Origin of the sequence: Methanococcoides seepicolus (assembly GCF_023684405.1) — an archaeon.
GTDB classification, from domain to species: Archaea; Halobacteriota; Methanosarcinia; order Methanosarcinales; family Methanosarcinaceae; genus Methanococcoides; species Methanococcoides seepicolus.
In genome coordinates this window covers 1-21,220 of sequence record NZ_JAGSOI010000040.1, presented here as the reverse complement: position 1 = coordinate 21,220, position 21,220 = coordinate 1, and the positions used below count along the sequence as shown (strand labels likewise).

The 21,220-nt window shown below is 39.6% G+C and carries 19 protein-coding genes and 1 tRNA gene; 11 read left to right on the top strand and 9 right to left on the bottom strand.

The window, feature by feature from the left end; all coding sequences use genetic code 11:
* Positions 1–126 precede the first annotated feature (126 nt).
* Positions 127–1,077, bottom strand: a complete 951-nt coding sequence (twy1, locus tag KDK67_RS09675; RefSeq protein WP_250868585.1) for a 4-demethylwyosine synthase TYW1 — start codon at positions 1,075–1,077, stop codon at positions 127–129.
* Positions 1,078–1,165: 88 nt separating this feature from the next.
* Complete coding sequence (locus KDK67_RS09670) at positions 1,166–2,791, bottom strand: DNA-directed DNA polymerase II small subunit (RefSeq protein WP_250868584.1); 1,626 nt, start codon at positions 2,789–2,791, stop codon at positions 1,166–1,168.
* A 201-nt stretch (positions 2,792–2,992) separates the two neighbouring features.
* Here KDK67_RS09670 and KDK67_RS09665 point away from each other — a divergent pair, with 201 nt between their 5' ends.
* Positions 2,993–3,547: a signal peptidase I gene (locus KDK67_RS09665; protein WP_250868583.1), complete on the top strand. Its 555-nt coding sequence runs from the start codon at positions 2,993–2,995 to the stop codon at positions 3,545–3,547.
* Between the two features lie 50 nt (positions 3,548–3,597).
* Here KDK67_RS09665 and KDK67_RS09660 read toward each other — a convergent pair whose 3' ends face one another.
* Positions 3,598–4,833, bottom strand: coding sequence for an ORC1-type DNA replication protein (locus KDK67_RS09660; protein WP_250868582.1), 1,236 nt, complete (start codon positions 4,831–4,833; stop codon positions 3,598–3,600).
* Positions 4,834–5,882: 1,049 nt separating this feature from the next.
* On the opposite strand from KDK67_RS09660, the gene mfnA reads away from it, so the two are divergent.
* From mfnA to KDK67_RS09645, 3 genes are all read left to right on the top strand, one after another.
* Positions 5,883–7,022, top strand: a complete 1,140-nt coding sequence (mfnA, locus tag KDK67_RS09655) for a tyrosine decarboxylase MfnA (protein ID WP_250868581.1) — start codon at positions 5,883–5,885, stop codon at positions 7,020–7,022.
* A gap of 285 nt (positions 7,023–7,307) precedes the next feature.
* Positions 7,308–8,411, top strand: a complete 1,104-nt coding sequence (locus KDK67_RS09650) for a CBS domain-containing protein (RefSeq protein ID WP_250868580.1) — start codon at positions 7,308–7,310, stop codon at positions 8,409–8,411.
* 8 nt (positions 8,412–8,419) lie between these two features.
* On the top strand, positions 8,420–9,802 hold the full coding sequence (locus tag KDK67_RS09645) for a TraB/GumN family protein (RefSeq protein WP_250868579.1): 1,383 nt from the start codon (positions 8,420–8,422) through the stop codon (positions 9,800–9,802).
* Positions 9,803–9,864: 62 nt separating this feature from the next.
* On the opposite strand, the gene KDK67_RS09640 is transcribed toward KDK67_RS09645, so the two are convergent.
* The 5 genes from KDK67_RS09640 to KDK67_RS09620 all read right to left on the bottom strand — a co-directional run bounded on the left by KDK67_RS09640 (position 9,865) and on the right by KDK67_RS09620 (position 15,159).
* Positions 9,865–10,455, bottom strand: a complete 591-nt coding sequence (locus KDK67_RS09640) for a transglutaminase-like domain-containing protein (protein WP_250868578.1) — start codon at positions 10,453–10,455, stop codon at positions 9,865–9,867.
* A 102-nt stretch (positions 10,456–10,557) separates the two neighbouring features.
* Positions 10,558–11,451 (bottom strand): formylmethanofuran--tetrahydromethanopterin N-formyltransferase, encoded by an 894-nt coding sequence (gene fhcD, locus KDK67_RS09635; RefSeq protein ID WP_250868577.1) that lies wholly within the window; start codon positions 11,449–11,451, stop codon positions 10,558–10,560.
* Between the two features lie 653 nt (positions 11,452–12,104).
* A complete protein-coding gene (locus KDK67_RS09630; protein ID WP_250868576.1) occupies positions 12,105–12,551 on the bottom strand; it encodes a hypothetical protein in 447 nt (148 codons plus the stop codon).
* Between the two features lie 118 nt (positions 12,552–12,669).
* Positions 12,670–14,250: a hypothetical protein gene (locus tag KDK67_RS09625; protein ID WP_250868575.1), complete on the bottom strand. Its 1,581-nt coding sequence runs from the start codon at positions 14,248–14,250 to the stop codon at positions 12,670–12,672.
* A gap of 30 nt (positions 14,251–14,280) precedes the next feature.
* On the bottom strand, positions 14,281–15,159 hold the full coding sequence (locus tag KDK67_RS09620; RefSeq protein WP_250868574.1) for an ion transporter: 879 nt from the start codon (positions 15,157–15,159) through the stop codon (positions 14,281–14,283).
* 200 nt (positions 15,160–15,359) lie between these two features.
* On the opposite strand from KDK67_RS09620, the gene KDK67_RS09615 reads away from it, so the two are divergent.
* From KDK67_RS09615 to KDK67_RS09585, 7 genes are all read left to right on the top strand, one after another.
* A complete protein-coding gene (locus KDK67_RS09615) occupies positions 15,360–16,031 on the top strand; it encodes a winged helix-turn-helix domain-containing protein/riboflavin kinase (RefSeq protein WP_250868573.1) in 672 nt (223 codons plus the stop codon).
* Positions 16,024–16,752 carry a 3,4-dihydroxy-2-butanone-4-phosphate synthase gene (ribB, locus tag KDK67_RS09610; RefSeq protein ID WP_420846940.1) on the top strand — a complete coding sequence of 243 codons (729 nt, stop codon included), beginning with the start codon at positions 16,024–16,026 and terminating at the stop codon, positions 16,750–16,752. The genes KDK67_RS09615 and ribB overlap by 8 nt, the downstream gene beginning before the upstream one ends.
* Before the next feature lie 78 nt (positions 16,753–16,830).
* Positions 16,831–16,905: transfer RNA gene (locus KDK67_RS09605), tRNA-Pro, on the top strand.
* A 425-nt stretch (positions 16,906–17,330) separates the two neighbouring features.
* Positions 17,331–17,915 (top strand): DUF2178 domain-containing protein, encoded by a 585-nt coding sequence (locus tag KDK67_RS09600; RefSeq protein ID WP_250868571.1) that lies wholly within the window; start codon positions 17,331–17,333, stop codon positions 17,913–17,915.
* Between the two features lie 179 nt (positions 17,916–18,094).
* Entirely contained in the window at positions 18,095–18,406 is a 312-nt protein-coding gene (locus KDK67_RS09595; RefSeq protein WP_250868570.1) for a DUF2178 domain-containing protein, read from the top strand.
* An 11-nt stretch (positions 18,407–18,417) separates the two neighbouring features.
* Entirely contained in the window at positions 18,418–18,810 is a 393-nt protein-coding gene (locus KDK67_RS09590; protein ID WP_250868569.1) for a DUF2178 domain-containing protein, read from the top strand.
* Entirely contained in the window at positions 18,807–19,004 is a 198-nt protein-coding gene (locus KDK67_RS09585; RefSeq protein ID WP_011499754.1) for a helix-turn-helix transcriptional regulator, read from the top strand. The genes KDK67_RS09590 and KDK67_RS09585 overlap by 4 nt, the downstream gene beginning before the upstream one ends.
* 263 nt (positions 19,005–19,267) lie before the next feature.
* Here the strand turns inward: KDK67_RS09585 and KDK67_RS09580 are convergent, their stop codons facing one another.
* Positions 19,268–20,986 (bottom strand): hypothetical protein, encoded by a 1,719-nt coding sequence (locus KDK67_RS09580; protein WP_250868568.1) that lies wholly within the window; start codon positions 20,984–20,986, stop codon positions 19,268–19,270.
* Positions 20,987–21,220: the final 234 nt, after the last annotated feature.

Sequence of the window (21,220 nt, the reverse complement as noted above, 5' to 3'; positions counted from 1 at the left end):
TTGCATCTTGCAACCTGATGATTATGTTCTGCATTGAACATTGATGCTATTAGCTATACAGATGTACCTATGTGAACAAGGATATAAATATAAGTTATGACTGGTTGCATAACCCTTGTCTAAATTTTATTCAAGATGTGATACTTTTCCGTCTTTCGAAAGAAGAACAATACGACTAATTTCCACATCATCCGCAACACTGTATCCAATATGACCAGCAAGCTCTTTTGCAAATTCCAGAACTTCATCGTGTGCAGGCATGGCTTCGCGTGGAAGGCGGCTTCTGGAAAATCCAAGATGCATATACGCCTTGACCTCAATGTAATCTGGGTCCGCCTTTTCGATAAGTCGCCCATAACCTGCCGTATCGAACATGTTCAAACCTTTGATCAATGTTATGCGAATAGCCTTTCTGTTATTTTTCGTTCCAAGGATCTCAAGGGACCTGTTGATCTTATCCCACAGTGCAGGAGATTTCGGTAAACAAACCTTTTCATACGTCTCTTTGTCAGGCGCATCCAGGCTCATATAAAGCTGTGAAGGTTCTATCTTTTCCATCATTTCAGGAACAGTACCATTACTTACAACAAAAGTACTAAAGCCCTGGCTTTCATACTCTTCTACAAGTTCAGGAAGATACGGATACAATGTAGGTTCACCTGAAAGAGAGATAGCGACATGTTTTGGTTCATTGGCTTCTATCCAGCGCTCTCTTGGTGCTGAATGTCCAAAACCTGAGATCAACTTTCGCTGTGCCTTAATTGATGACCCCACTATTTCCACTGGAGAATCCCAATTATTTGGAAGAGATACTTCAACTTCAGTAGGCCTCCAGCAATGCAAACACCGTTGATTACACCTAAGTGTCGGCGTCATTTGTAAGCAACAATGAGAAGTTATGCCATAGAAAGTTGACTTATAGCAGTCGCCTTCATCTTTTATTGAACGGCTAAGCCAAAGACATGTCTTAACAGCCGAATGAGTGCCTGCAAGACTGTACTTTTGCTTTTTTAGCAAAGTTTCAAAATCAGTTATCTCAGGAAGAACCATCAGATCTTCCTTATTTTTTAAAGACATTTGATGCATACTTCCCTGTCGAAGTATATATAGTAATCGGAAATAGAAAGATAGCTCAAATTCTTTCTCATACCTTGTGATAATATCATTAGAACTGAAGAAGGGTTGTCCTGAGAGTAGATAGGTCCACCACCGGAACTTTTGCAGGGGTAGGCATTAAATTGACCCTTTTCTGGAACTCTGTCTGAGACTGCCATGTACCTGAATTTATAAGAAGTACACTCTTGTAGTTGCCAATGCCAACAGTATGTACATGACCACAATGCAGTATATCGGGTATCGGGTCAATAACGAAATGGTCCTGTTTTTCCGGTGCAATGGAAACCCTGCTTCCATATATTGGTGAAAGGTGTCTTCGCTTTATCATTTCCACCATAGCTTTTTCAGGTTCCTGGTAAGAAACTCCCGGAACAGATGCTACCAGATCATCTATCGAACGTCCATGATACATCAGGACCTTGACACCATCAAGATCAACAAGCGCAGGATTTCCTACAAACGTTATCCTGTCAGAGAAAAGGGAAGTGATACGCTCCGGAAAACGTGGCTGGGGTTCTGCTTGCCTGACCGCATCGTGGTTACCGGGAGAAATGATGATCTTTATATGTTCAGGTACCTGATCGAAGTACTCAGCAGCTTTTCTATATTGGTCATAGATGTCAAGTATATCAAGCTCATGTTCCTGTCCCGGGAATATGCCGATACCATCAACAAGATCACCTGCGACCACAAGAAAACGTATTTCCTCAGACATCTTTTTCAGCTGCTCATTATCGGTCTTGCCGTTAAGGAAATCAAGAAAACCGCACCACTCTTCCTCAAGAAAAGTAGAGCTACCCACATGGATATCCGATGTGAAAACTGCTTTACCCCAGGTACCTTCTCTCCTGTTCGAGATGTTCGGAAGGTCTGGAAGTACCAGCTTTTTCGCGATCAGAAGACTACCATCATTGGTCATTGAGCCGGTTATACCGATGACCTCATCAAGAACGAGTTTGCTTGCTTCCTCGAACAGGTCCTTTTCCGCCTGATGCACCAGCACCGGAAATGAACCTGTGGGGTCTTCCAATTGTAGCATCTTATGACCATTGGCAGTGGTCCTTATCTCAGAGACCATCCCTATGATAGATGTCTCATTATAATCCCCACCGCCTCCACGCCTTATGCCGCTACTTTGTTTCCGGTTCTTGTTAAGGCTTTCAATCGGTCGGGCGGTGACCCTTCCACGTATGATATTACTCAGTTTAGTGTAACGGTTCCTGAAATATTGGACAAATTCCATGTACTCACCAACACAGGTCGACATATCTGTAATGTCAGACATGATATTGATATTGTTCACCTGCCCGTTGGAGTCACTAAAACATCTTTCATCTCGTAAAGTGGCTGAAGATGATGTTGGAGAAGGTGTTGAGGATATTGAAGACCGTGCAGGAGATCGGGTCGAAGGAACTGGGGATACTTGAGATGTTGAAGTATCATTGGAACACGGTACCTCATCAAGACATTCCTTTGGAAGGTCCGGATATTCTTTTTCAAAACTCTCAATATTAATATGTTCAGCTTCAATGACAAAAAGGGATTCATCCACATTTTCGAGTATATAGGAAATAAGGTCATTTGGTGCACTATGTGAGGTGATCATTTCCACAGCTTTAGGGCTTATCTGATAACCTGCTTCCAAAAAAACTTCCTGCGCCTTGATCTCTTTCATAATATGGCCTGAAATGAAATGATAGAACTGAAATTGAAGCTCAGATCGAAATTGACGAAACTACGAATATCCATGAGCAAAATTTGAGTCGTGGTAACAAAAGCATTCCTACAAATAAAAATGCTACGTACGAAGATAATAGATAAGGCCTAAATACAATATTCTTTTAACCAATCAGATACTTTCTTCTTTTGGATCAATATGACCTTACAAGAATCATTTCACACATTTAGAACAAGTGAGAATTTCTGGATCTCTATTACAAGAGATCTCGCATCCGTGCTTCTGGCTGTACTGGCTTTTGCAGTGATCTCACAGATCGTTTTTGGAATGTGGACACCTATGGTTGCGGTTGAATCCGGCAGCATGGAACCACATATGCAGATCGGTGACATTATTTTCATAAAAAGTATTGATCGGACACAGATAATAACCAATCAGGATACTTCTACAGAACATATTTCATTTAAAATGCAGGGTGATGTTATTCTATACCGTCCTTATGGTCAGGAAGGAGTTACACCTATCATACATCGGGCTATGTATTATGTAGAAGAGGGAGAACCTATGTGGATTAACGGTCCTGCTGCTCCTCACAGTGGTTATATCACAAAAGGTGACAATATAAGAACGAACATCTATTTTGATCAGCAAGGCCAGATAAGCTATTATGAACCTATTAAAGAAGAATGGATAATAGGAACAGCACAGTTCAGAATACCATATCTGGGTCATCTGAGACTGCTCATATCCTAAATATCCTTACATTTTTTCACTTTTTTTACAACAAATTAAAAATTGATGCATCACAGATGCATCTGTGCTGTAATCACCGGTTTGAAGTCTGCAAGCATTCCTAACCTGTAATCTTCCAGAAGAACACGCCTGGTACTTTCGATAGGAACACTCAATACTATTTCCTTTGTCCTTCCATAACGTCCTTTACTGACTACGACTGCATTGAGAATACCAAGCATATCCAGTTCAGATATAAGATCAGTGACCCTTCTTTGTGTCAGGATATCCATATCTACACTTAAACATAACTGACGGTAAACGTTGTAGACCTCTCCTGTAGTAACATTTCTGTGTCCGTTATCCCTCAGGACCATTACACTATAAAGGGACAGTTTTGATTGTGTCGGAAGTGTCCTGACCACTTCAACGATACGATCGATCTCGATCTTTTCCTGAGCTCTTCTGACATTCTCTTCCGCTACATGACCCTGGTTATCACGTTCAGCAAGCTCACCTGCAACTCTTAGAAGATCCAGTGCACGTCTTGCATCACCATGTTCCTGTGCTGCAAAAGCAGAACACAAAGGAATGACCATTTCGTCAAGGACATCTTCCTTGTAAGCAATAGCTGCTCTTTGCTTTAGGATATCACTTATCTGTTCAGCATCGTATGGTGGGAAAATTATCTCTTCTTCCCCAAGTGAACTTTTCACCCTTGGATCGAGAAAATCTGTAAATTTAAGGTCATTTGATATACCTATCATACTGAGCTTTGCATTTTTAAGATCGGTGTTTATACGGGAAAGATTGTAAAGAACATCATCTCCCTTTTTCACAAGTTTATCGATCTCATCCAGAATGATCATTATAACCTGCTTTTTAGAATCGATCGCTTCTTTGAATTTTGAAAATACTTGATCGGTAGGCCATCCTGTCATTGGAATATCTTCACCAAATTGTTTAGCAAGATTTGCCAATAACCTATATTGTGTATCGATAACCTCACAATTAAGATAAAGTACAGAACATGGAACATCCAGATCTTCACTTTTCCTCTCGAGTTCGATACCAACATATCGTGCAACAGCTGTTTTACCTGTACCTGTTTTCCCGTAAATCAAAATATTTGATGGAGTATCTCCCCTAAGTGCAGAAACAAGGATAGTAGCAAGATTGTTTACCTGTTCGGTCCTGTGAGGTAGTGTGGCAGGTGTGTAAGAAGGTCTCAAAACTTCCTTGTTTTTAAAGAGTGATTCACTCTGCAATAAATCTTCAAATAATCCACCTAATGATTTATTCTCCATATTTTGAACCTTCCAATAAGTTTAGACTTATTAATAATGATTATGAAACAACATTTATTCTAACGACAAGATCATAATAAACAATACAATTATTCAGTGAATGTCAAAGTTTATCAGTTAGATATATTTTAATCAATTTACACGAGTTAAAGTTTTTTAAGATATCATTTTTTAGTCTTAAAAGTTTTTAATGAACTTAAAATAAGAAAAATAATAAGAAAAATGCAGAAAAATACTTACAAATAAAGATTTTTTTATGATAGTAGAATATTAGCATCATTAATCTTTATACAACATTTTCCAGAACATTATTAATTACTTTTAACCATCTTAAATCCAAAAATTGTTAACATTATTATTTCCAGTTGATGCAATGGAAGTGTACCTTATTAACATTTATGGTTAGAACCCCTTCGTTTCGGCTGGAGTATTTTATAAAACTAAATGTATAAAACTGAAAACAAAGTCAAGCGAATTATTTTCGAATTATTTACAAAAATCACTTTATAACAAAAAACATTAAAATGAGTTCTTTTGGAAGTAGACCCCTTTGTTTCCCTTGGAAACTATATAAAGAACGGTGACCCTATGGTTTCGACTGGAGTGCAGAAAAAAAATAAGAGATATATTTTTTATAATACTAAAAAAAGAAGGTGTTGTAAAGATATAATTAATAGTTAATAAACCTTTCCAGAAGTTTAGAACCAAATTCCCAAAATTGACTAAAATGTTCCAGTCGAAACAATGGGGTGACCCCTAGAGTTCCTCAAGTTTAAGTTTAATAAAATTCAGTAAAAAATTAAACATTCAAATAAAGGCACATAAGTATTTCCTGAAATTTTGTTCCATAATTTAATTTAATTTAATATTTTTGATGTTCTTTATTTTGTTTATCATAATTTTAATAAGATCAAAATGTTATTCGTAGCAAATTAATAAAATTTGATTTTTTAGAACTTCATCTATGAATTAACTATATTCATCTCTATTTTTAGATAATTTAAACACAATCATTTTAAACAGGTTGTATGTAATTAGCTTGAGAATTCATGGAAGAAAACGGCAAAACAAAAGAAGAAATATTAGCAATTCTTAAAAAAGCCAAATCCGCTGATACAAGTTATGAGCGTGTTCTAAGTTCAATGTGTACTTATCCACATGAAATTGCAGTTTTAGCACATACACAATTCATAGAGTCAAATATGGGTGATCCAGGTCTTTTCCCTGGTACATTCGATCTTGAAAGACAAGTTCTTGCTATGTTTGGAGAAATGTTACATCACAAAAATTCTCCTGAAAAAGCTGGCTATCTTACAGCCGGAGGAACCGAATCTAATATACAAGCAATAAGATCAATGCAAAATTTTCGGCGTGATATATCAAACCCTAACATTATAATGCCACAATCAGCTCATTTTTCATTCGATAAAGTTGCAAACCTTTCAGGGATTGAAATTAGGAAAGCTTCTCTTGATAATCTGCTTAAAGTTGACCTGAATTCTGTAAGATCGCTTATTGATGAAAACACAATTGGTCTTGTTGGTATTGCAGGTACTACAGAATTTGGGCAGCTTGATCCCATCGATGAATTATCAGAGCTAGCTATTGAAAATGATATTTTTTTGCATGTTGATGCAGCATTTGGTGGTTTTGTAATTCCTTTTATGAATCTTGATTATTCCTATGATTTTAAACTTGAAGGCGTAACTTCAATGACAATAGATCCTCATAAAATGGCTCTTAGCACAATTCCTTCAGGTGGTCTCTTGTTCAAAGAACCTGAATATTTTGAATGTCTTGAGATACACACACCTTATTTAAGTGTCAATAAACAATATTCACTAACAGGAACTCGAAGTGGTGCAGCAGTGGCTTCAACTTATGCTGTCATGAAACATCTTGGAAGAGAAGGTTACAAAAAAGTTGTTTCAGACTGTATGTCTGTCACAAAAAAATTGGTCGAAGGTGCAGACAAATTAGGTATAGGTACTGTTATCGATCCGGTTTTGAATATTGTTGCATTGGATGTTCCTGAAGCTGATCTTGTGAGAAAAAAATTGCTTGATGAACATGGATGGCATGTATCTATTACACGTGATCCCCGTGCTCTTAGGATCGTTATAATGCCTCACATCAAAAATGAAACGATAGAACTATTTTTGAAGGACCTTGCAAAAGCGGTTAAGTAAAAAAATTTAAAATAATCGTTTTTCAATATCGTTTTTTATTTTTTCACGGATGAGGGGATGGATCGATGATACCTAGCCTTGAAACTTGTAAAGACGTGTACCACCGGGATCCGTGTCTAATACTAACTATGATCTGAGCATATATACAGTTGAGCCAAGCGGGGTGAAAGTGTTCTGTAAGGCAAATTTAGACCATTCAATGGTAAACATCAAAAGAAATAGTATTATAGAAATCGATGAAAACAACCAGATAGTACTAAATATCATAAAGATGAGAATTTAGTCATGCAAAATTCTTTCAAAATTGGGACTATTATTGGTATTCCTATCAAAATTCACATCACATTCCTATTGGTGCTGCCAGTTTTTGCATTTATATTTGCGTCCAATCCTGCACCTTTTGGCTTTAGTGATATTCAACCGGTATCGCTAGGATACTTGCTTGCATTTGTGACAACACTTCTTCTTTTTGTATGTGTGGTCCTTCATGAGTTGGGGCATTCCTATCTGGCACAAAAATATGGTGTTAAGATAACAGATATCACTTTGTTCCTTATAGGTGGTGTCTCTTCAATGGAAGAGATCCCAAGGGATCCTTCTCAGGAAGCAAAAATGGCGTTTGCAGGTCCTCTTGTAAGTTTCATTATAGGTACATCACTACTCCTGCTCAATTTTGTTCTGGCTGATACGTTCGCTACATTTGGAAATAATGTTGTTTTCAGGATCATACAAATGCTCGGCTCTATCAACATAGTTCTTGGTATATTCAATCTGCTACCGGCATTTCCAATGGATGGAGGACGTATCCTTCGGGCATGGTTTGCAAGAAAGATGAGTTATATACAGGCAACTCACACAGCAGCATCTGTAGGTAAAATGTTTGCTTTACTTCTCGGTTTTCTGGGATTGGTCTCGAGTCCCTGGAATCCCTGGCTTATATTTATTGCAATTTTTGTTTACATGGGTGCATCCGGAGAAGACAGGTCCACAGCTGTTACGATCATACTTGAAAAAATACCTGTTAAGGATGTTATGTCAAAAGAGGTTATTTCTGTCGAACCTTCCATGACAATTGATGAACTAACACAATTCATGTTCGAAAAAAAACACATGGGCTATCCAGTGATGGAACGTAATACTTTAAAAGGTATTATAACGTTTACAGATGTGCGCAGGGTAATACCTCTGGAACGTTACAGTGTGTTGGTATCCGATCTAATGACACATAATGTAGTGACGATTCCATTAGAGGCGACTGCTTCCGATGCTTTAAAGCTGATGAGTTTTAACAACATCGGCAGGGTATTGGTGATAGATGAAGATGGTTCTGTGGCAGGTATTCTTTCCAGGACCGATCTGATGCATACTATGACATTATTGAACGAGTGATGTGAACAATGGAAAGTTCGACAGATAAAGAAGTAAAGTTAAAGGAAAGTCAGTTGATGACCGATTCCCGTACTGCTGCTTCTGGTTATAATTACGATATAGGTTCAGGCTCAGCTTATTCCGGAAATGGAGGTGCTACTTTTTCACAGACACCTTCCATTGTTTCAACGGAAAGAGTTGATCCTGTCAAAGCAAAGCCTTCTGAAATAATAATCGTGGGTACAGCCCATGTTTCAGAGAAGAGCGTCAATGAAGTAACAAGCGCTATTGAAAATGAAAAGCCGGATATTGTGGCAGTCGAGCTCTGCCAAGGCAGATATGATTCGCTTAAAGGGGAGGTAAAAGATTCAGACCTTCCCATAAAGGATATCCTGAGTGGCGGAAAGATATATTACTTCCTGGTGCACCTGCTTTTGGCCTATGTACAGAAGAAGATCGGCAATGAGATGGGAGTTCAGCCAGGTGCTGAAATGATAACTGCCATCGATGTAGCAGAAGCCAATGGGGCCAAGGTCGCGCTTGTTGACCGTGATATACAGCTTACATTGCAGCGTTTCTGGAGCAAGATGAGCATCTTTGAAAAGTTCAATATGCTAGTTGCACTTGTTTCTTCAGCTCTGGGAATTGGTGGTTCCAAGAATATAGATATTGATAATATTACTGATCAGGACATGGTAACGACGCTTATTAATGAGCTTCGAAAAGCTTCCCCGAATGCGGCTACCGTGCTCATTGATGAAAGGGATGCCTATATTGCAGGAAATCTTTTAAGACTTGCCAATGGTGGCAACAAGAAGATAATAGCAGTATTAGGTGCAGGCCACAAGCAGGGAGTTGAAAGATACCTTAAGGACCCGAAGTCCCTCCCTCCTGTTTCTTCACTGACGGAATTGCCTCAAAAACGGTTCAGCTTCATGAAGATAATTGGTATTGGAATAGTAGGGATAGCTCTTGCAACATTCATTTTGCTCATTATGTCGGGAACTCCTATCGACAAGTTGCTTCTGGCATTTGGCTGGTGGTTCATTATCAACGGTGTACTCAGTGCCATGGGAGCAGCTCTTGCAAAAGGTCATCCATACTCGGTTATCACTGCATTTTCGGTCGCCTGGCTGACCTCCTTGAATCCAATGATGGCCGCCGGATGGTTTGCGGGTCTTATGGAAGCTAAACAACGGAGTCCAACTACCGCTGATCTGAAGGAAATGATAAAGCTCGAGAGCTTCAAAGAGCTTCAGAAGAACAATTTCTTCAGAGTTGTCTTTGTAGCCGCACTTGCTAATGTTGGAAGTACCATAGGTACCTTCATTGGTATCGGTGTGATGATGGAGATAACAGGTCTTAACCCAATAGATATTATCAGAGAAGGCCTGATAGCAATAGGTTTGTAAAAGGTTTAATGATAGATCATTTTTCGATCTATCCAACCATTTTTGACTTTTTTCATTTATCTTCATTTTTTTGTCTGTTCTATCAATGGAATATCCGGCAGATTTTCCCAGATATCTTCATAGTTGTCATATACTGTCAGGAGATCGACTATAACAGGTAGTGGGTCTGCCCATATCTCCGGCAGGTCGGCTTCACCTTCTACTTTTATCTCATAGGCGAGCATCTCTTCAGGTGGAGCATATTGAGCATTCACACTTTTTTTGTTTCCTCTGGCATCGATACGGTACCAACCGATGTCCGGCAGATAGACAGCATTCAGACCATGGAGACAAAATGGTTCTCCATTCTCATCCCTGCTAAGACGCTGATAACATAATCCGGCGGGAATGCCATTTGCCCTGAGCAAAGCTGCCAGAAGGTGACTTTTAGCATAACAGTAACCTGTTCCTGCTTCCAGGACATCGGAAGCTTTCAGGGTGATAGGGTTCAAACAATGATCATGACTGTGATATATCTCATCCCTTACCCATTCAAAACACCTTTTTGTAATTTCAACAAGATCATCCGATCCCAATGCAAGCTTTTTTGCAAGCTTTTGAATTTTTGGGTGTTCCCAGTCGATTATCTCTGTGGAGCGTAGATATTCTTGCATACTATCAGCCTGCTATCATTATGAATAGATATTATAAAACACTATGAAAGGAAATTCTGAACAAACGAGGACCTAAAAAAAGAAAATAAAAAATGGTTGACCTTAGAAAAGGTCATGAAGGTTGAACTTGTGTGGTCCGAGACTTCCGCCGTAGTTTCCTGCGGTGATCTTCTTGATTCCAGGAACAGCAACAGCTGCTCTGATTCCCATCTCGGTTGCTTTTGCAATGGATTCGAAGTCAAGACCATTGATAACGATCTCATAGACACAGTTAACATCTGCAGGAATCTCTGAGCCTTCTACCTTGTCCTTGATGCTTGGACAGAACTTCTCGTTTGCAGTTGCTTTGAGGAACTTGTACTTGTTTGCGCCTGCCTTTGAACCGCTTGCTACGATTCCGCCTGGGAATGGTGTGATGGTACCATCAACAGCTCCGATTGCATCGACTGCGTTCTCTGCTGCGGTAAGTGTTGTCATCTGTGTGTCACCGAAGATGAAGAAGTTACCACCTGCGATAGCGGTTACTGCACCGAGTGTGTCCTCGACAAGGAAGTCACCCTCCATCATTGGGATAACGTGCATCTTGCGACCGCCAACTTCTGTCTCAGACTCTGTTCCATCTGCGAAGTATTTGAGCTTGCGTCCGGTATCGAACTGCTTCTCTGCATCTGGAAGGCCGTTGAACACTGCGGTTGTTGGTGCTGTGAGTATACACTGACCGACACGCTCTAAAAGCTGTTCTTCAAGTGACTTGAATCCGAAGGTGCATAACTGTATGTAAACACCTGGTCTGCCATCTGGTGTCTCACTTGCATCCGCGTACTTCTCAATGCCGGCTTCAGCAGGACATCCAATGACTGATGTTCCGAATCCTGTTGCTTCCTGTGCTGCAACAGTTGCCCAGCGCTTTGTTGCTGCTGTGATCAGTATTCGTGAAATTTTGATTGGGAATGCCTCTGCAAATGTATCTTCGATCTCTACTCCATTTAGTTCCATTACAACACCTACATGATTGAATTTTAGTATGAATTACAATACAATTACAATACATATATGTTGTGTCCATAGCGATAGATAGTAGATTTATAAGGACGAATTTGAAAGGTATTGTCATTTTGGTTATCAAAATAAAACGATTTTAAAAAGAGTTCCATAGGATTTTCATTCTTTTGGTAAAACTTCCATCAACAAATATTTGGAATTTGACCATTAAATATAGGTGCACGACCAAATTGAAAAAAACGAGTGATTTCGATTACTGGTATCCATAGTAAAATAATAATCCTCGTAGTGACCATCCGGCTATGAATCCGCTTAATATTAAAGCTAGTAGTCTTCCTAAACGGATAGATTTTTCCGTCATGATTCTTTTCCCCATATTTGAGATTTACTATTACAATACATATACTCTTCCATTTAGAAAGTTCACTTCCCTGTACCTTCATAGTTCACAAAAAAAGGATGTAGAATTATCATGGGTTTGAGGCTCACCCATATCAATGAAAGCATCCTGGACAATAACAGCAAACTGTCCTGAATCTCCCACGTGGAGCATGTCCAGAGTGACCTTCTATTAAAATACAGTGCGATCTTTGGATCTGGTTAACCTGCAAAGAATTACCATCCATCCGCAATGATGGCTACCATTTTCACAAATTCAATTGGAACTGGTTGAGGTTGTATCGGATTTCTTCTTTCCAATCTTGAATATCCGCTTTAAGCTGAACTGTGTCAACACCTTTGCGTTCAAGCGTATCTTCATTGGATATTACAAAGGACTCAAATTCGTTAAGATGCCTGTATATATTGTCTGCAGTGGATCTGTAATTGTTCTCTGCAGTTATCAGTTGATCCAATGCTTCATCGAGTTCATTTTCTTTCGCATCCTTATCAGATGCATTAATGTAAGCCTCATATGCAGCAGTGTAGTTTTCCTGTTTTTCAATAAGTTCATTTATAACAGGATTATATTCTTCTACATCATTGTCGTACAATTGAATGTAAATGTCGTATTTGCTCATGGTTCCGGAATCCATGCATCCGGAACTCAATACTGCTATCACAAACACTAGTATCAACGTGATCATTTTTTTCATGCAGCTTTCTCCTTTTTGAAGATATTACATATAAATACAGAAATATATTAGTAACAACTTCACTTTGGATTCGAAATATTTGCAATGCATTATACATATACTCTTCTATTTAGAAAGTTCACTCCCCTGTACCTTCATATGTTCGCAAAAAAAGGATGTAGAATGTATCTTCATGAGTGCGATGCTCGCCTATATCCATGACAGCATCCTGGACAATAACGGCAAACTGTCCTTGTTTTCCCATTCTGGAAAAAAGTTTCGCAATGGCCTTTACAGGTACCTCAAGTTCTGAACGCATTGCAGCAAGACAGATATCCTTCATTGAAACAACGGTCTGTTGCATCAGTTCCTCAGAGTCATTTTTAAGAGCAGCAAGGCCCACATCGTTCAGTTCATGAATGACATGTAACAATTCCTCTTCACGATAATCACGTGCAGCTATCACACCAAGGTCCTGCATTGCCCGGATGATTTCCAATGCATCTTTAGGGTCGAAAAACTTTCCCATGCTACGCAAAGAACCCACCAATTTTTTGAAACCATCCTGTCCTTCCTGAGTTTTTTCTTGAATAAAACGAATACCGATATCCCGCATTGTGAGAACTATAAGACGACTGTAATTTGCGCGCTCATATCTTGTTGATATTCTCGCCAGTTCCAGCAACTGTTTTATTACGGTTATCATGGTTGAAGTGTCCTGTGCAAAGATTGCATTGTTGCCAATCTCTTTGAGCAGCAACAATCCCTTTTCGACTGCTTCTTCATGTCTCGATCCGGCAGCAGCTTCTGTAATATCCCCTATGGACCTTACAAATTGTTGGTTCAGTTGGGTTGAAGCTGTTCCTTTTAAAACATCGAAAAGGGACGTCAATGATCTTAATGATCGCACAGCTCCATCCTGGCTTCCGTGATTTGAAGCGGCCTTTCCGATAACACCGATCGAACGAACAACACATTCTGTTGCAGTTTCATCCCTTGAGGCTGCAATAAAGCCCATCTCGAGCAAATGGAAATTCATATGTTTTGCAATAGCAGTAGTGTCCCTGCCACCTGTCATGAGATTCTTTGCTGTAATGGTTATCTTGTATAATCCTTTTTTGAAGATGTCCTCATCATTGTTCCGAATTGCACATCTTATACTGTCAACAGCAGCTGAAAGAGGATCATCGACATCTCTGGCACTGTGTTTTGATGAAGCTTCGATAAGGTCGTATGAGGTGATCTTCCCCATCATTTCTTCAAATCTGTGTACTATCTTTTCGTTGTAGAGGTTCCTTGTAATGGCTGCTGCCATATATCCCAGAATAGTTGCAATTGCTACGACCACGCTGAATATGATAGGGTCATAAAGGTTCATGAGATGGGATGCCGAGACCGCAAATGCTACTGAACCAATTATGAACGAAAGATTGTGATTCATTGTTCTTCTTTTTGAGCTTTGCCATATTGTTATAACCCAAAGGAAAGCAAAAAAGACAAGAATGATCGAATCGGTTGCAAGATCGGTTGAGATACCGGATATCAGAAGGGCTGCTATAACAGACATTTGCATTGCGAATGCACCCATTGTAAGATCTGGAGCGGCTTGGAAAAGGTCCATCTTAAGACTTTTTCGTATGAGAATATCAAAAAAAAGAATGCCAGCGGTAAGACCGATGACAATTGAACTGTCGATGATCGTGGTGATTAATATGTCCATGTTTATCACTGGTTGAATTAAATAGTATTCTTATAGTTTTGCGCCACAATTTTTGCAGAAAAAAGCATCAGTATCATGACCCTGCAATCCACAATTGTGGCAGGCGATGTTAAGAGCAATGTCCTTCGTTTTTTCAGATATCATTATAGGTCTGGCTGCCATGCTGGTGTTTATAATAGAATGGGTAATGATGCCAGTGGGAACCGCTATTATGGAATAACCGAGTAACATAACAACGGATGCCATTGCCTGCCCTAGTGGCGTAACAGGTACGAGGTCACCGTATCCCACAGTTGTCAGTGTTGTTATAGCCCAGAAGACACTTCGGGGGATACTGGTAAATCCGTTTTGATCCCCTTCAATGACATACATCAGGGAACCTAATATTATTACAAGGTTCAGGACAGTGAATGTAAAAACTGTTATCTTTTTGCTGCTGTCTTTAAGAGCCTGTACCAGCATATCGGCCTCTGAGAGGTACTGGACAAGTTTGAGCACCCTGAATATCCTGAGCAAACGTAGTACTCTGATTATCAGCAGGTATTGGCTTCCGGGAAGGAACAGACTAAGATAGGTTGGTACGATGGCCAGAAGATCGATGATCCCAAAGAAGCTGGTGGCATAGCGGACCTTGCTTTTTACACATATCATCCTCAGGAAATATTCAATTGTAAAGAGGATGGTGAAGATTATTTCCGCCATGTAGAGCTTTTGGTGATGAACTGAGCTTATTGAATGAACACTGTCCAGCATGACGACTAGAACGCTCAGAACGATCGTTATTATAAGGGTTATGTCAAAGTATTTTCCAATAGGGGTGTCAGCTTCAAAGATGTATTTGTACAGGTATGAACGCCACCCCTCACATTCTGAACGATTTTCCGAATCCCTGTTCCATCTGTTCATCATTCATCCCTCTTCTCATATCAATATCATGAGTTTGTGTTCCGGCATTGTAAATGTTGCAGGAACCTGATAACAAAATTCTCTCTATTATAATATAAATCATTCTAAATATTGGGTATTGCTCATCAAAAGCTTTATTTTCTTGCGTCTCATATTTGAGATGCATCTCATATTTGAGGCAGGATAACAAAAAGGTACCAAAAATGCATCGCATAAATTCTTTGAAACATCTGGCTCTTCTGGGCGCACTTAAGAAACCTGTAAAGATATCATCGAGTGAGTTCACCAGATATACTTCCACAGGTTCTAAAACAGCCGCAAGGATACTAAAGCAGCTTGAGGAAGAGGGTTTGATCGATCGTTTGATCATTCCTGAAGGCCAGATGATATCCATTACGGAAGAGGGGCGGACATGGCTTGAGAGTGAGTTCAGTGATTATAAGCACATCTTCTGTGGCGATGAAGATAAAGTTGAGCTCTATGGTAATGTGATAACGGGTCTTGGGGAAGGGCAGTATTACATTGCTCAGGATGGATACGGATCACAGTTCGAAGAAAAGTTGGATTTTAAGCCTTATCCGGGTACTCTCAATGTCAGGCTTACCAGTCACAGTGCTGACATACAGAAAAGGAAAAGCCAGAAAAATATAATTTCAATATCCGGTTTTACTGACGGTCAGCGTACTTTTGGAGGCTGTAATTGTTATTTTGTGGAGGTAGAAGGAGTGAGGGGAGCTGTTGTTACTCCCGAACGTAGCCATTACCCCCACGATCTGCTGGAGATAATATCCCCTGTTCATCTTCGTAAGACCTTGGAACTGAATGACGGGGATGAAGTGAAGATTATGATCGAAGACCGCAGTGCATGTGAGTGATCCTATGACAAATGAAAATTACACTGATAATATCAAGAATGCGATAAAGGCCGCACAGAATGGGGAAATGTTCTTTATTTACGATTCAGATAGCAGAGAGGGTGAAACTGATTTTGTTATTACCGCTTCTTCTGTAACTCCTGATGATGTGCGCTGGATGCGCAGAGATGGCGGTGGGCTTATTTGTGTGGTCATCGATGGTGAAAATTCACAAAAACTTGGTCTTCCCTTCATATCTGATGTTCTGCGTGATGAAGCAAGGTCCAATCCCGCTCTTGGAAACACTGTTGAGAAAGGCGGAGATCTCGCTTATGACAACCGTTCCTCATTTTCCATATGGGTGAACCACAGGAAAACACGTACAGGTATCCCTGACAATGACAGGGCTCTGACCATAAACGAGCTCTCGAATATCACGGAAAAGTGCATGAAAGGCGAGGATGTAAGTTTTGGTTCTGAATTCAGGACACCCGGACATGTCGCTCTTTTGCGTGCAGCCGACCGCTTGGTACATGATCGCAAGGGCCAGACCGAACTTTCCATTGCCATTGCAAAGATGGCAGACGTGACCCCTGCAATGGTGGTTTGTGAGATGCTGGACGATTCCAACGGCAGAGCATTGTCAAAGGAAGATGCAAAGGAGTATGCCAAACTGCACAATCTGGTCTTCCTCGAAGGACAGGAGATCGTTGACGCATACGAACAATGGGAGCAGGCTTAAGCCTTAATTTTACCCATTTTCACATCTTTTTTCAGAAAGAATGATATACTGAAAAGTCTTACTGTTAATCGTCCCCGTGGGGCCGTAGGGTAGCCTGGTCCATCCTGCAAGGCTGGGGGTCTTGCGACTTGAGTTCAAATCTCAGCGGCCCCATCATACAATCTCAACTCAAGATCTCGCTTCTTGAGCGCGAGTCCGTTTCGCGTTGCTCAAGCGGACTTTTGTTAATTTGAATCTGATTTATTCTGTTTTTGTTCGATTCTGAAAATTGCTTGATATGTTTTTTCTCTTATTGCTTCCCATTTCGTTTCAACTACTGTTTCCTTTATTGATTTCAATGCTTTCAATGCAGCTTTTGTTGGCTATTCCAATTTAGTGACGCTATTCAAATACAGATAGCATTGCAAGAAGTGATAGCAGGTTTTCGAGGGGCATTGAAGAAATGTCTTCTTCCATGTTTTCTCCTCTACTTTTCTTCCGACTTCATCTTAAAAAATAATACAGCATTATCTATAAATATTGGATGTTGTGTATATCTAATATTAAGTTTGAATTAGATAACTTTAGGAGACTGGACAATGGAAATGGATATTTTTGCGAATATACCGGGAATTATTGGAGGTTCAACAGGAATTTTAATTTATTCCATTTACAACATCAGGCGTAGGAGAATCGGCATCAAGCGTAAAAGAACCGGATATCATGAACATGATGAAATGACAGGGACAGAAAAAGTGAGAGGAATAATCATAATATGTACGATTGTTGTGTTAACGTCGGTATTTAACCTTTTTTTCTGGGATTTGATAATCTGTGAAGGCACTTTCGGTTTGTTCAAATCAGAAACATGCGAAGCACTGGTAATAATATATCCGGTTTTACTGATTATTGGAGCTTCAATAGGAATTTTAATTTCCACCATTTACGACATCAGGTACAAAAAAATCGGGGAGCCTGAACATGATGAACGAACAGAAAAAGTGACAGGAAAAGCTGCAAAAAGCACGATTATTGTGCTGATGGCGGCATGTGCTGTAATTCTCTATGGAGATATTTTCGGTTTGTTCAAACTGGAAACACGCGAAACGCTGGCAATACTGTTTCCTGTTTTGATGCTATCAATGTTGGGATTTGTCACCTATTACAATTCAAAGGACTTTTAAGGAAGGATTTACATGGAAATCAGGAAAGGCAAGCCTACTTTCTGGATGTTGACAATGTATTTTCCAGTCCATCCGATGATAGATTGGCATACCAATTTTAAAGATATAGGCGTGCCCTCGTTTCGTGGGCTATCTCTGATACTAAGCTTGAATTACATAAATCATATGGAGAACATATAATGACAGTGGATATATTCGAGTATATGCCGTTAATTATCGGAATGGAAATAGGGTCGTTAATTGCTCTTATTTATATCATAAGGCGTAAGAAAAGCGGGGAACCTGAACACGACGAACGGACGGAAAAAGTGACAGGAAAAGCCGCAAGAAGCACCATTATTGTTTTGATGCTTGTATTTCTTACAATTCTCGGAGGCGAACTCCTGAGTTTGATCAAATTGGAAGCAATTGAAATGCTGGCAATCATTTTCCCGATTTTATTGATTTCTATGGTGGGATTTGTCAGCTACTACAATTCAAAGGAACTATAAGGGGAATTTGTATGAAAATCAGGAAAGATAAATACACTTTGCAGGGTTTGGCTACAATTCTGGGAATGCTGCTGTTGGGTCTGGTTTTGTGGCAATTCCAGTTCTACGGGGCTGGTGCATCATTAATTTTTATGGGTTTAATGCTCACAGTAATATTCTTGTACACCGCTACAAAGCCCCGGGAATACTTTATCCGTGATGAAAGGACTGTAAGAATTAATGAAAAAGCAGGGTACCATGCCTTCTGGATACTTGTAATGTGTCTAGGAATCCTGACAATGGCAAACTGGTCCACTGAGATACTTTACAAGGATGTGAGTGCACCTCTGGCCATTATCGCGTTAGGCTCATGGAATATTCTGAGATGGTATTATGATAAAAAAGGCTATGAGACAGATCCATGAAAACCAGAATCAAAGAACTCCGGGCCAGATATGATCTTACTCAGGAAGAGCTTGCGAAAAAAGTAGGGGTCAGGAGAGAAACTATCCTGTTTCTGGAAAAGGGAAAGTATAATCCTTCCCTGAAATTAGCTTATACCATTGCAAAGGTTTTTGATTCAACCATAGAAGATGTATTTATTTTAGATGATGAATGAGGTGCTTTGGAATGAATAAACCAAATTATTTCAAATTTGATTTCACTCTCTTTCAGAATTCCCACAGGGTAAATATTGAAGAAATAGTTCATAAATTTTAAAAAATAGAAGTAAGACAAATTCACAAGATGGTATGGCTCACTCACACAAAATAGTGATGAGCCATGTGATGAACTAACTATGCTTAAAATGGTACAGCAGTTTTGGAAGAACTGTTATTTCTTTGAAGCAAAATCTAGTTTGACCATCCTTTAATCTTTCATTTAAATTCCCAACGCAGCTCTCGTCAGCACTATCAATCCAACGAACAAATTAAGCACGACTAGCCCCCCAATTGCCACTGCACCATATTTGATATACTTTGTATCAAAATCGAGTATGGATAATGCTTTTTGTACAGTTTCCATTGTGTCGTTGGCCTTTGCCAGAGTGGACTTAGATTCTTCAAGATTGTCGTTCAGGGTTTCGAGTACCTTGGTGTTCAATGTCTCAAGGTTGTTATTCAGATTATCAAGCACTTTATCGATGCGGGGTTGCTGATCGGTTCTGACGTTCTCGAGTACTCCGTTTATCTCATCCAGTGTTTGTGGTATCAATCCGGGCTTATCAACGGTCTCATGCGTAAACCTCATTTTTTTCCTTTCGAGCTTTAGCAATTGATGATCGTAGTATGAAGCTTGGGCATTCAGAAGATCGTAGTTTCTCTGGTAGCCATCAAATTTTGTGGCAAGGGATGCTGAGATTCTGGCACCATGAGGCTGCATGTTGGCACCGGTGAACTTTTGCTCTTTATCCATCTGGAATTTCATATTTTCAGATGCAAAAGAGTGGGCATTGCTGCTAGTTGTTCTGCCAGTTTTGCTTGACTTGCTAGAATCTGCAGGACCATTAGGACCGATGGGACCAATATCTGGTGCAGGTCTATTTTTGTCAGATATGTTCTTATCTTCTAAAGTTGCACCAGCGATGTTCATATTTCTTCTTCTGGTTTCCCCTGTAAGTCCGGAGAATTTATCAGAATTGCCGGCAATTTCAATATCGCCTATTTTTTCGATATCAGTATCGATCTTTATATCTTCATCAATTTTGATATCATCAATAACTTCGATATTATCTAAAATGTTGTCATCCAGAATACTGTCATCCACTACATGATCCGAATTCATTTTCCGGTTCATATGGATCATGCTGCCAGTGAACTCAAAATTCTTGGCAGGCATATCGTTCATGACGTCGTGGATTCCGGATACTACCTCTTTTTTGCGCTGAAGAACATTTAAATAATATCTTCTGTCAAGTTCGAGAGCTTTAATATTTTGTATCTTTTCAGGTCCAAGTTCTGCTGTTGAAATAGGAACTCTCTCTCTTGTGACAAAGAGTTTCTTAACTTCTTTAAGCAATTCCTCAGTAACTTCGAAGTTGTCATCAACGGATTTGAGAATATCCTCGATCAGAGGTTGTTCAATCGTATTTAAGCGTTCAAGGACCTCTTTTGCGTTGTATATGCCAGTGGTCAGAACTCCGGGTTCCTGATACAATATCTCTGTTATCTCAGCATTGACTGCAGCGATCTTTGCGATCAACTGGAACTTCTTGAGTACATTTTCCATATCATAGAACATTTCCCAAAAATCAAATGAAAAATTATCCGGGTCATCTACACCAAGGCTTTTTAATTCGTCTCTGACACGCTTTTTTTCGGCTTTAAGATCGTCAAGTCTCTCTTTTTCCTCATCCCAGAGCTCATCCTCATCTCTGGGGCTCAATCTGCGAATAGTAATGAGCTCTTCAGTTTCTTTTAAGAACGATTTCAGTTCTTCTCCCAACGACTGTATCGTTGTGCCTATTACCGCAATGGCAAGGCCTGCCTGCTCAGCAGCGTCTCCTGCATCTTCCGCAGCATTTCCTGCCTGATAAATTGCTTTTCCAACAGTATAAAGTCCGCCTGTGCAGACACCAGCCACCACATCAAACCATCCCATATTTTTTTGCTCCTGATCTTCATCTTTTGAAATATTAATTCAATAAATAAAATAATACAGTGTCTATATTATTTTATTTTATTTGTTTTTTACTGTAAAGCTTTTATTGGTAGTCCAGTATTAAACGGTTGATGTTTTTGAACAGTTAAATATCAATAATTCTCTCAATGTCCACTTATCTTCAACAATCCCGCATTCTTGAGCAGGTGTTCTTTTATAGTTTACACCTTTTTT

Bases quoted from the DNA above. Each gene is read 5' to 3' on its own strand.
- twy1 (WP_250868585.1), bottom strand. From the start codon at position 1,077: ATGTCTTTAAAAAATAAGGAAGATCTGATGGTTCTTCCTGAGATAACT.
- KDK67_RS09670 (WP_250868584.1), bottom strand. From the start codon at position 2,791: ATGAAAGAGATCAAGGCGCAGGAAGTTTTTTTGGAAGCAGGTTATCAG.
- KDK67_RS09665 (WP_250868583.1), top strand. From the start codon at position 2,993: ATGACCTTACAAGAATCATTTCACACATTTAGAACAAGTGAGAATTTC.
- KDK67_RS09660 (WP_250868582.1), bottom strand. From the start codon at position 4,833: ATGGAGAATAAATCATTAGGTGGATTATTTGAAGATTTATTGCAGAGT.
- mfnA (WP_250868581.1), top strand. From the start codon at position 5,883: ATGGAAGAAAACGGCAAAACAAAAGAAGAAATATTAGCAATTCTTAAA.
- KDK67_RS09650 (WP_250868580.1), top strand. From the start codon at position 7,308: ATGCAAAATTCTTTCAAAATTGGGACTATTATTGGTATTCCTATCAAA.
- KDK67_RS09645 (WP_250868579.1), top strand. From the start codon at position 8,420: ATGGAAAGTTCGACAGATAAAGAAGTAAAGTTAAAGGAAAGTCAGTTG.
- KDK67_RS09640 (WP_250868578.1), bottom strand. From the start codon at position 10,455: ATGCAAGAATATCTACGCTCCACAGAGATAATCGACTGGGAACACCCA.
- fhcD (WP_250868577.1), bottom strand. From the start codon at position 11,451: ATGGAACTAAATGGAGTAGAGATCGAAGATACATTTGCAGAGGCATTC.
- KDK67_RS09630 (WP_250868576.1), bottom strand. From the start codon at position 12,551: ATGAAAAAAATGATCACGTTGATACTAGTGTTTGTGATAGCAGTATTG.
- KDK67_RS09625 (WP_250868575.1), bottom strand. From the start codon at position 14,250: ATGGACATATTAATCACCACGATCATCGACAGTTCAATTGTCATCGGT.
- KDK67_RS09620 (WP_250868574.1), bottom strand. From the start codon at position 15,159: ATGATGAACAGATGGAACAGGGATTCGGAAAATCGTTCAGAATGTGAG.
- KDK67_RS09615 (WP_250868573.1), top strand. From the start codon at position 15,360: ATGCATCGCATAAATTCTTTGAAACATCTGGCTCTTCTGGGCGCACTT.
- KDK67_RS09600 (WP_250868571.1), top strand. From the start codon at position 17,331: ATGGAAATGGATATTTTTGCGAATATACCGGGAATTATTGGAGGTTCA.
- KDK67_RS09595 (WP_250868570.1), top strand. From the start codon at position 18,095: ATGACAGTGGATATATTCGAGTATATGCCGTTAATTATCGGAATGGAA.
- KDK67_RS09590 (WP_250868569.1), top strand. From the start codon at position 18,418: ATGAAAATCAGGAAAGATAAATACACTTTGCAGGGTTTGGCTACAATT.
- KDK67_RS09585 (WP_011499754.1), top strand. From the start codon at position 18,807: ATGAAAACCAGAATCAAAGAACTCCGGGCCAGATATGATCTTACTCAG.
- KDK67_RS09580 (WP_250868568.1), bottom strand. From the start codon at position 20,986: ATGGGATGGTTTGATGTGGTGGCTGGTGTCTGCACAGGCGGACTTTAT.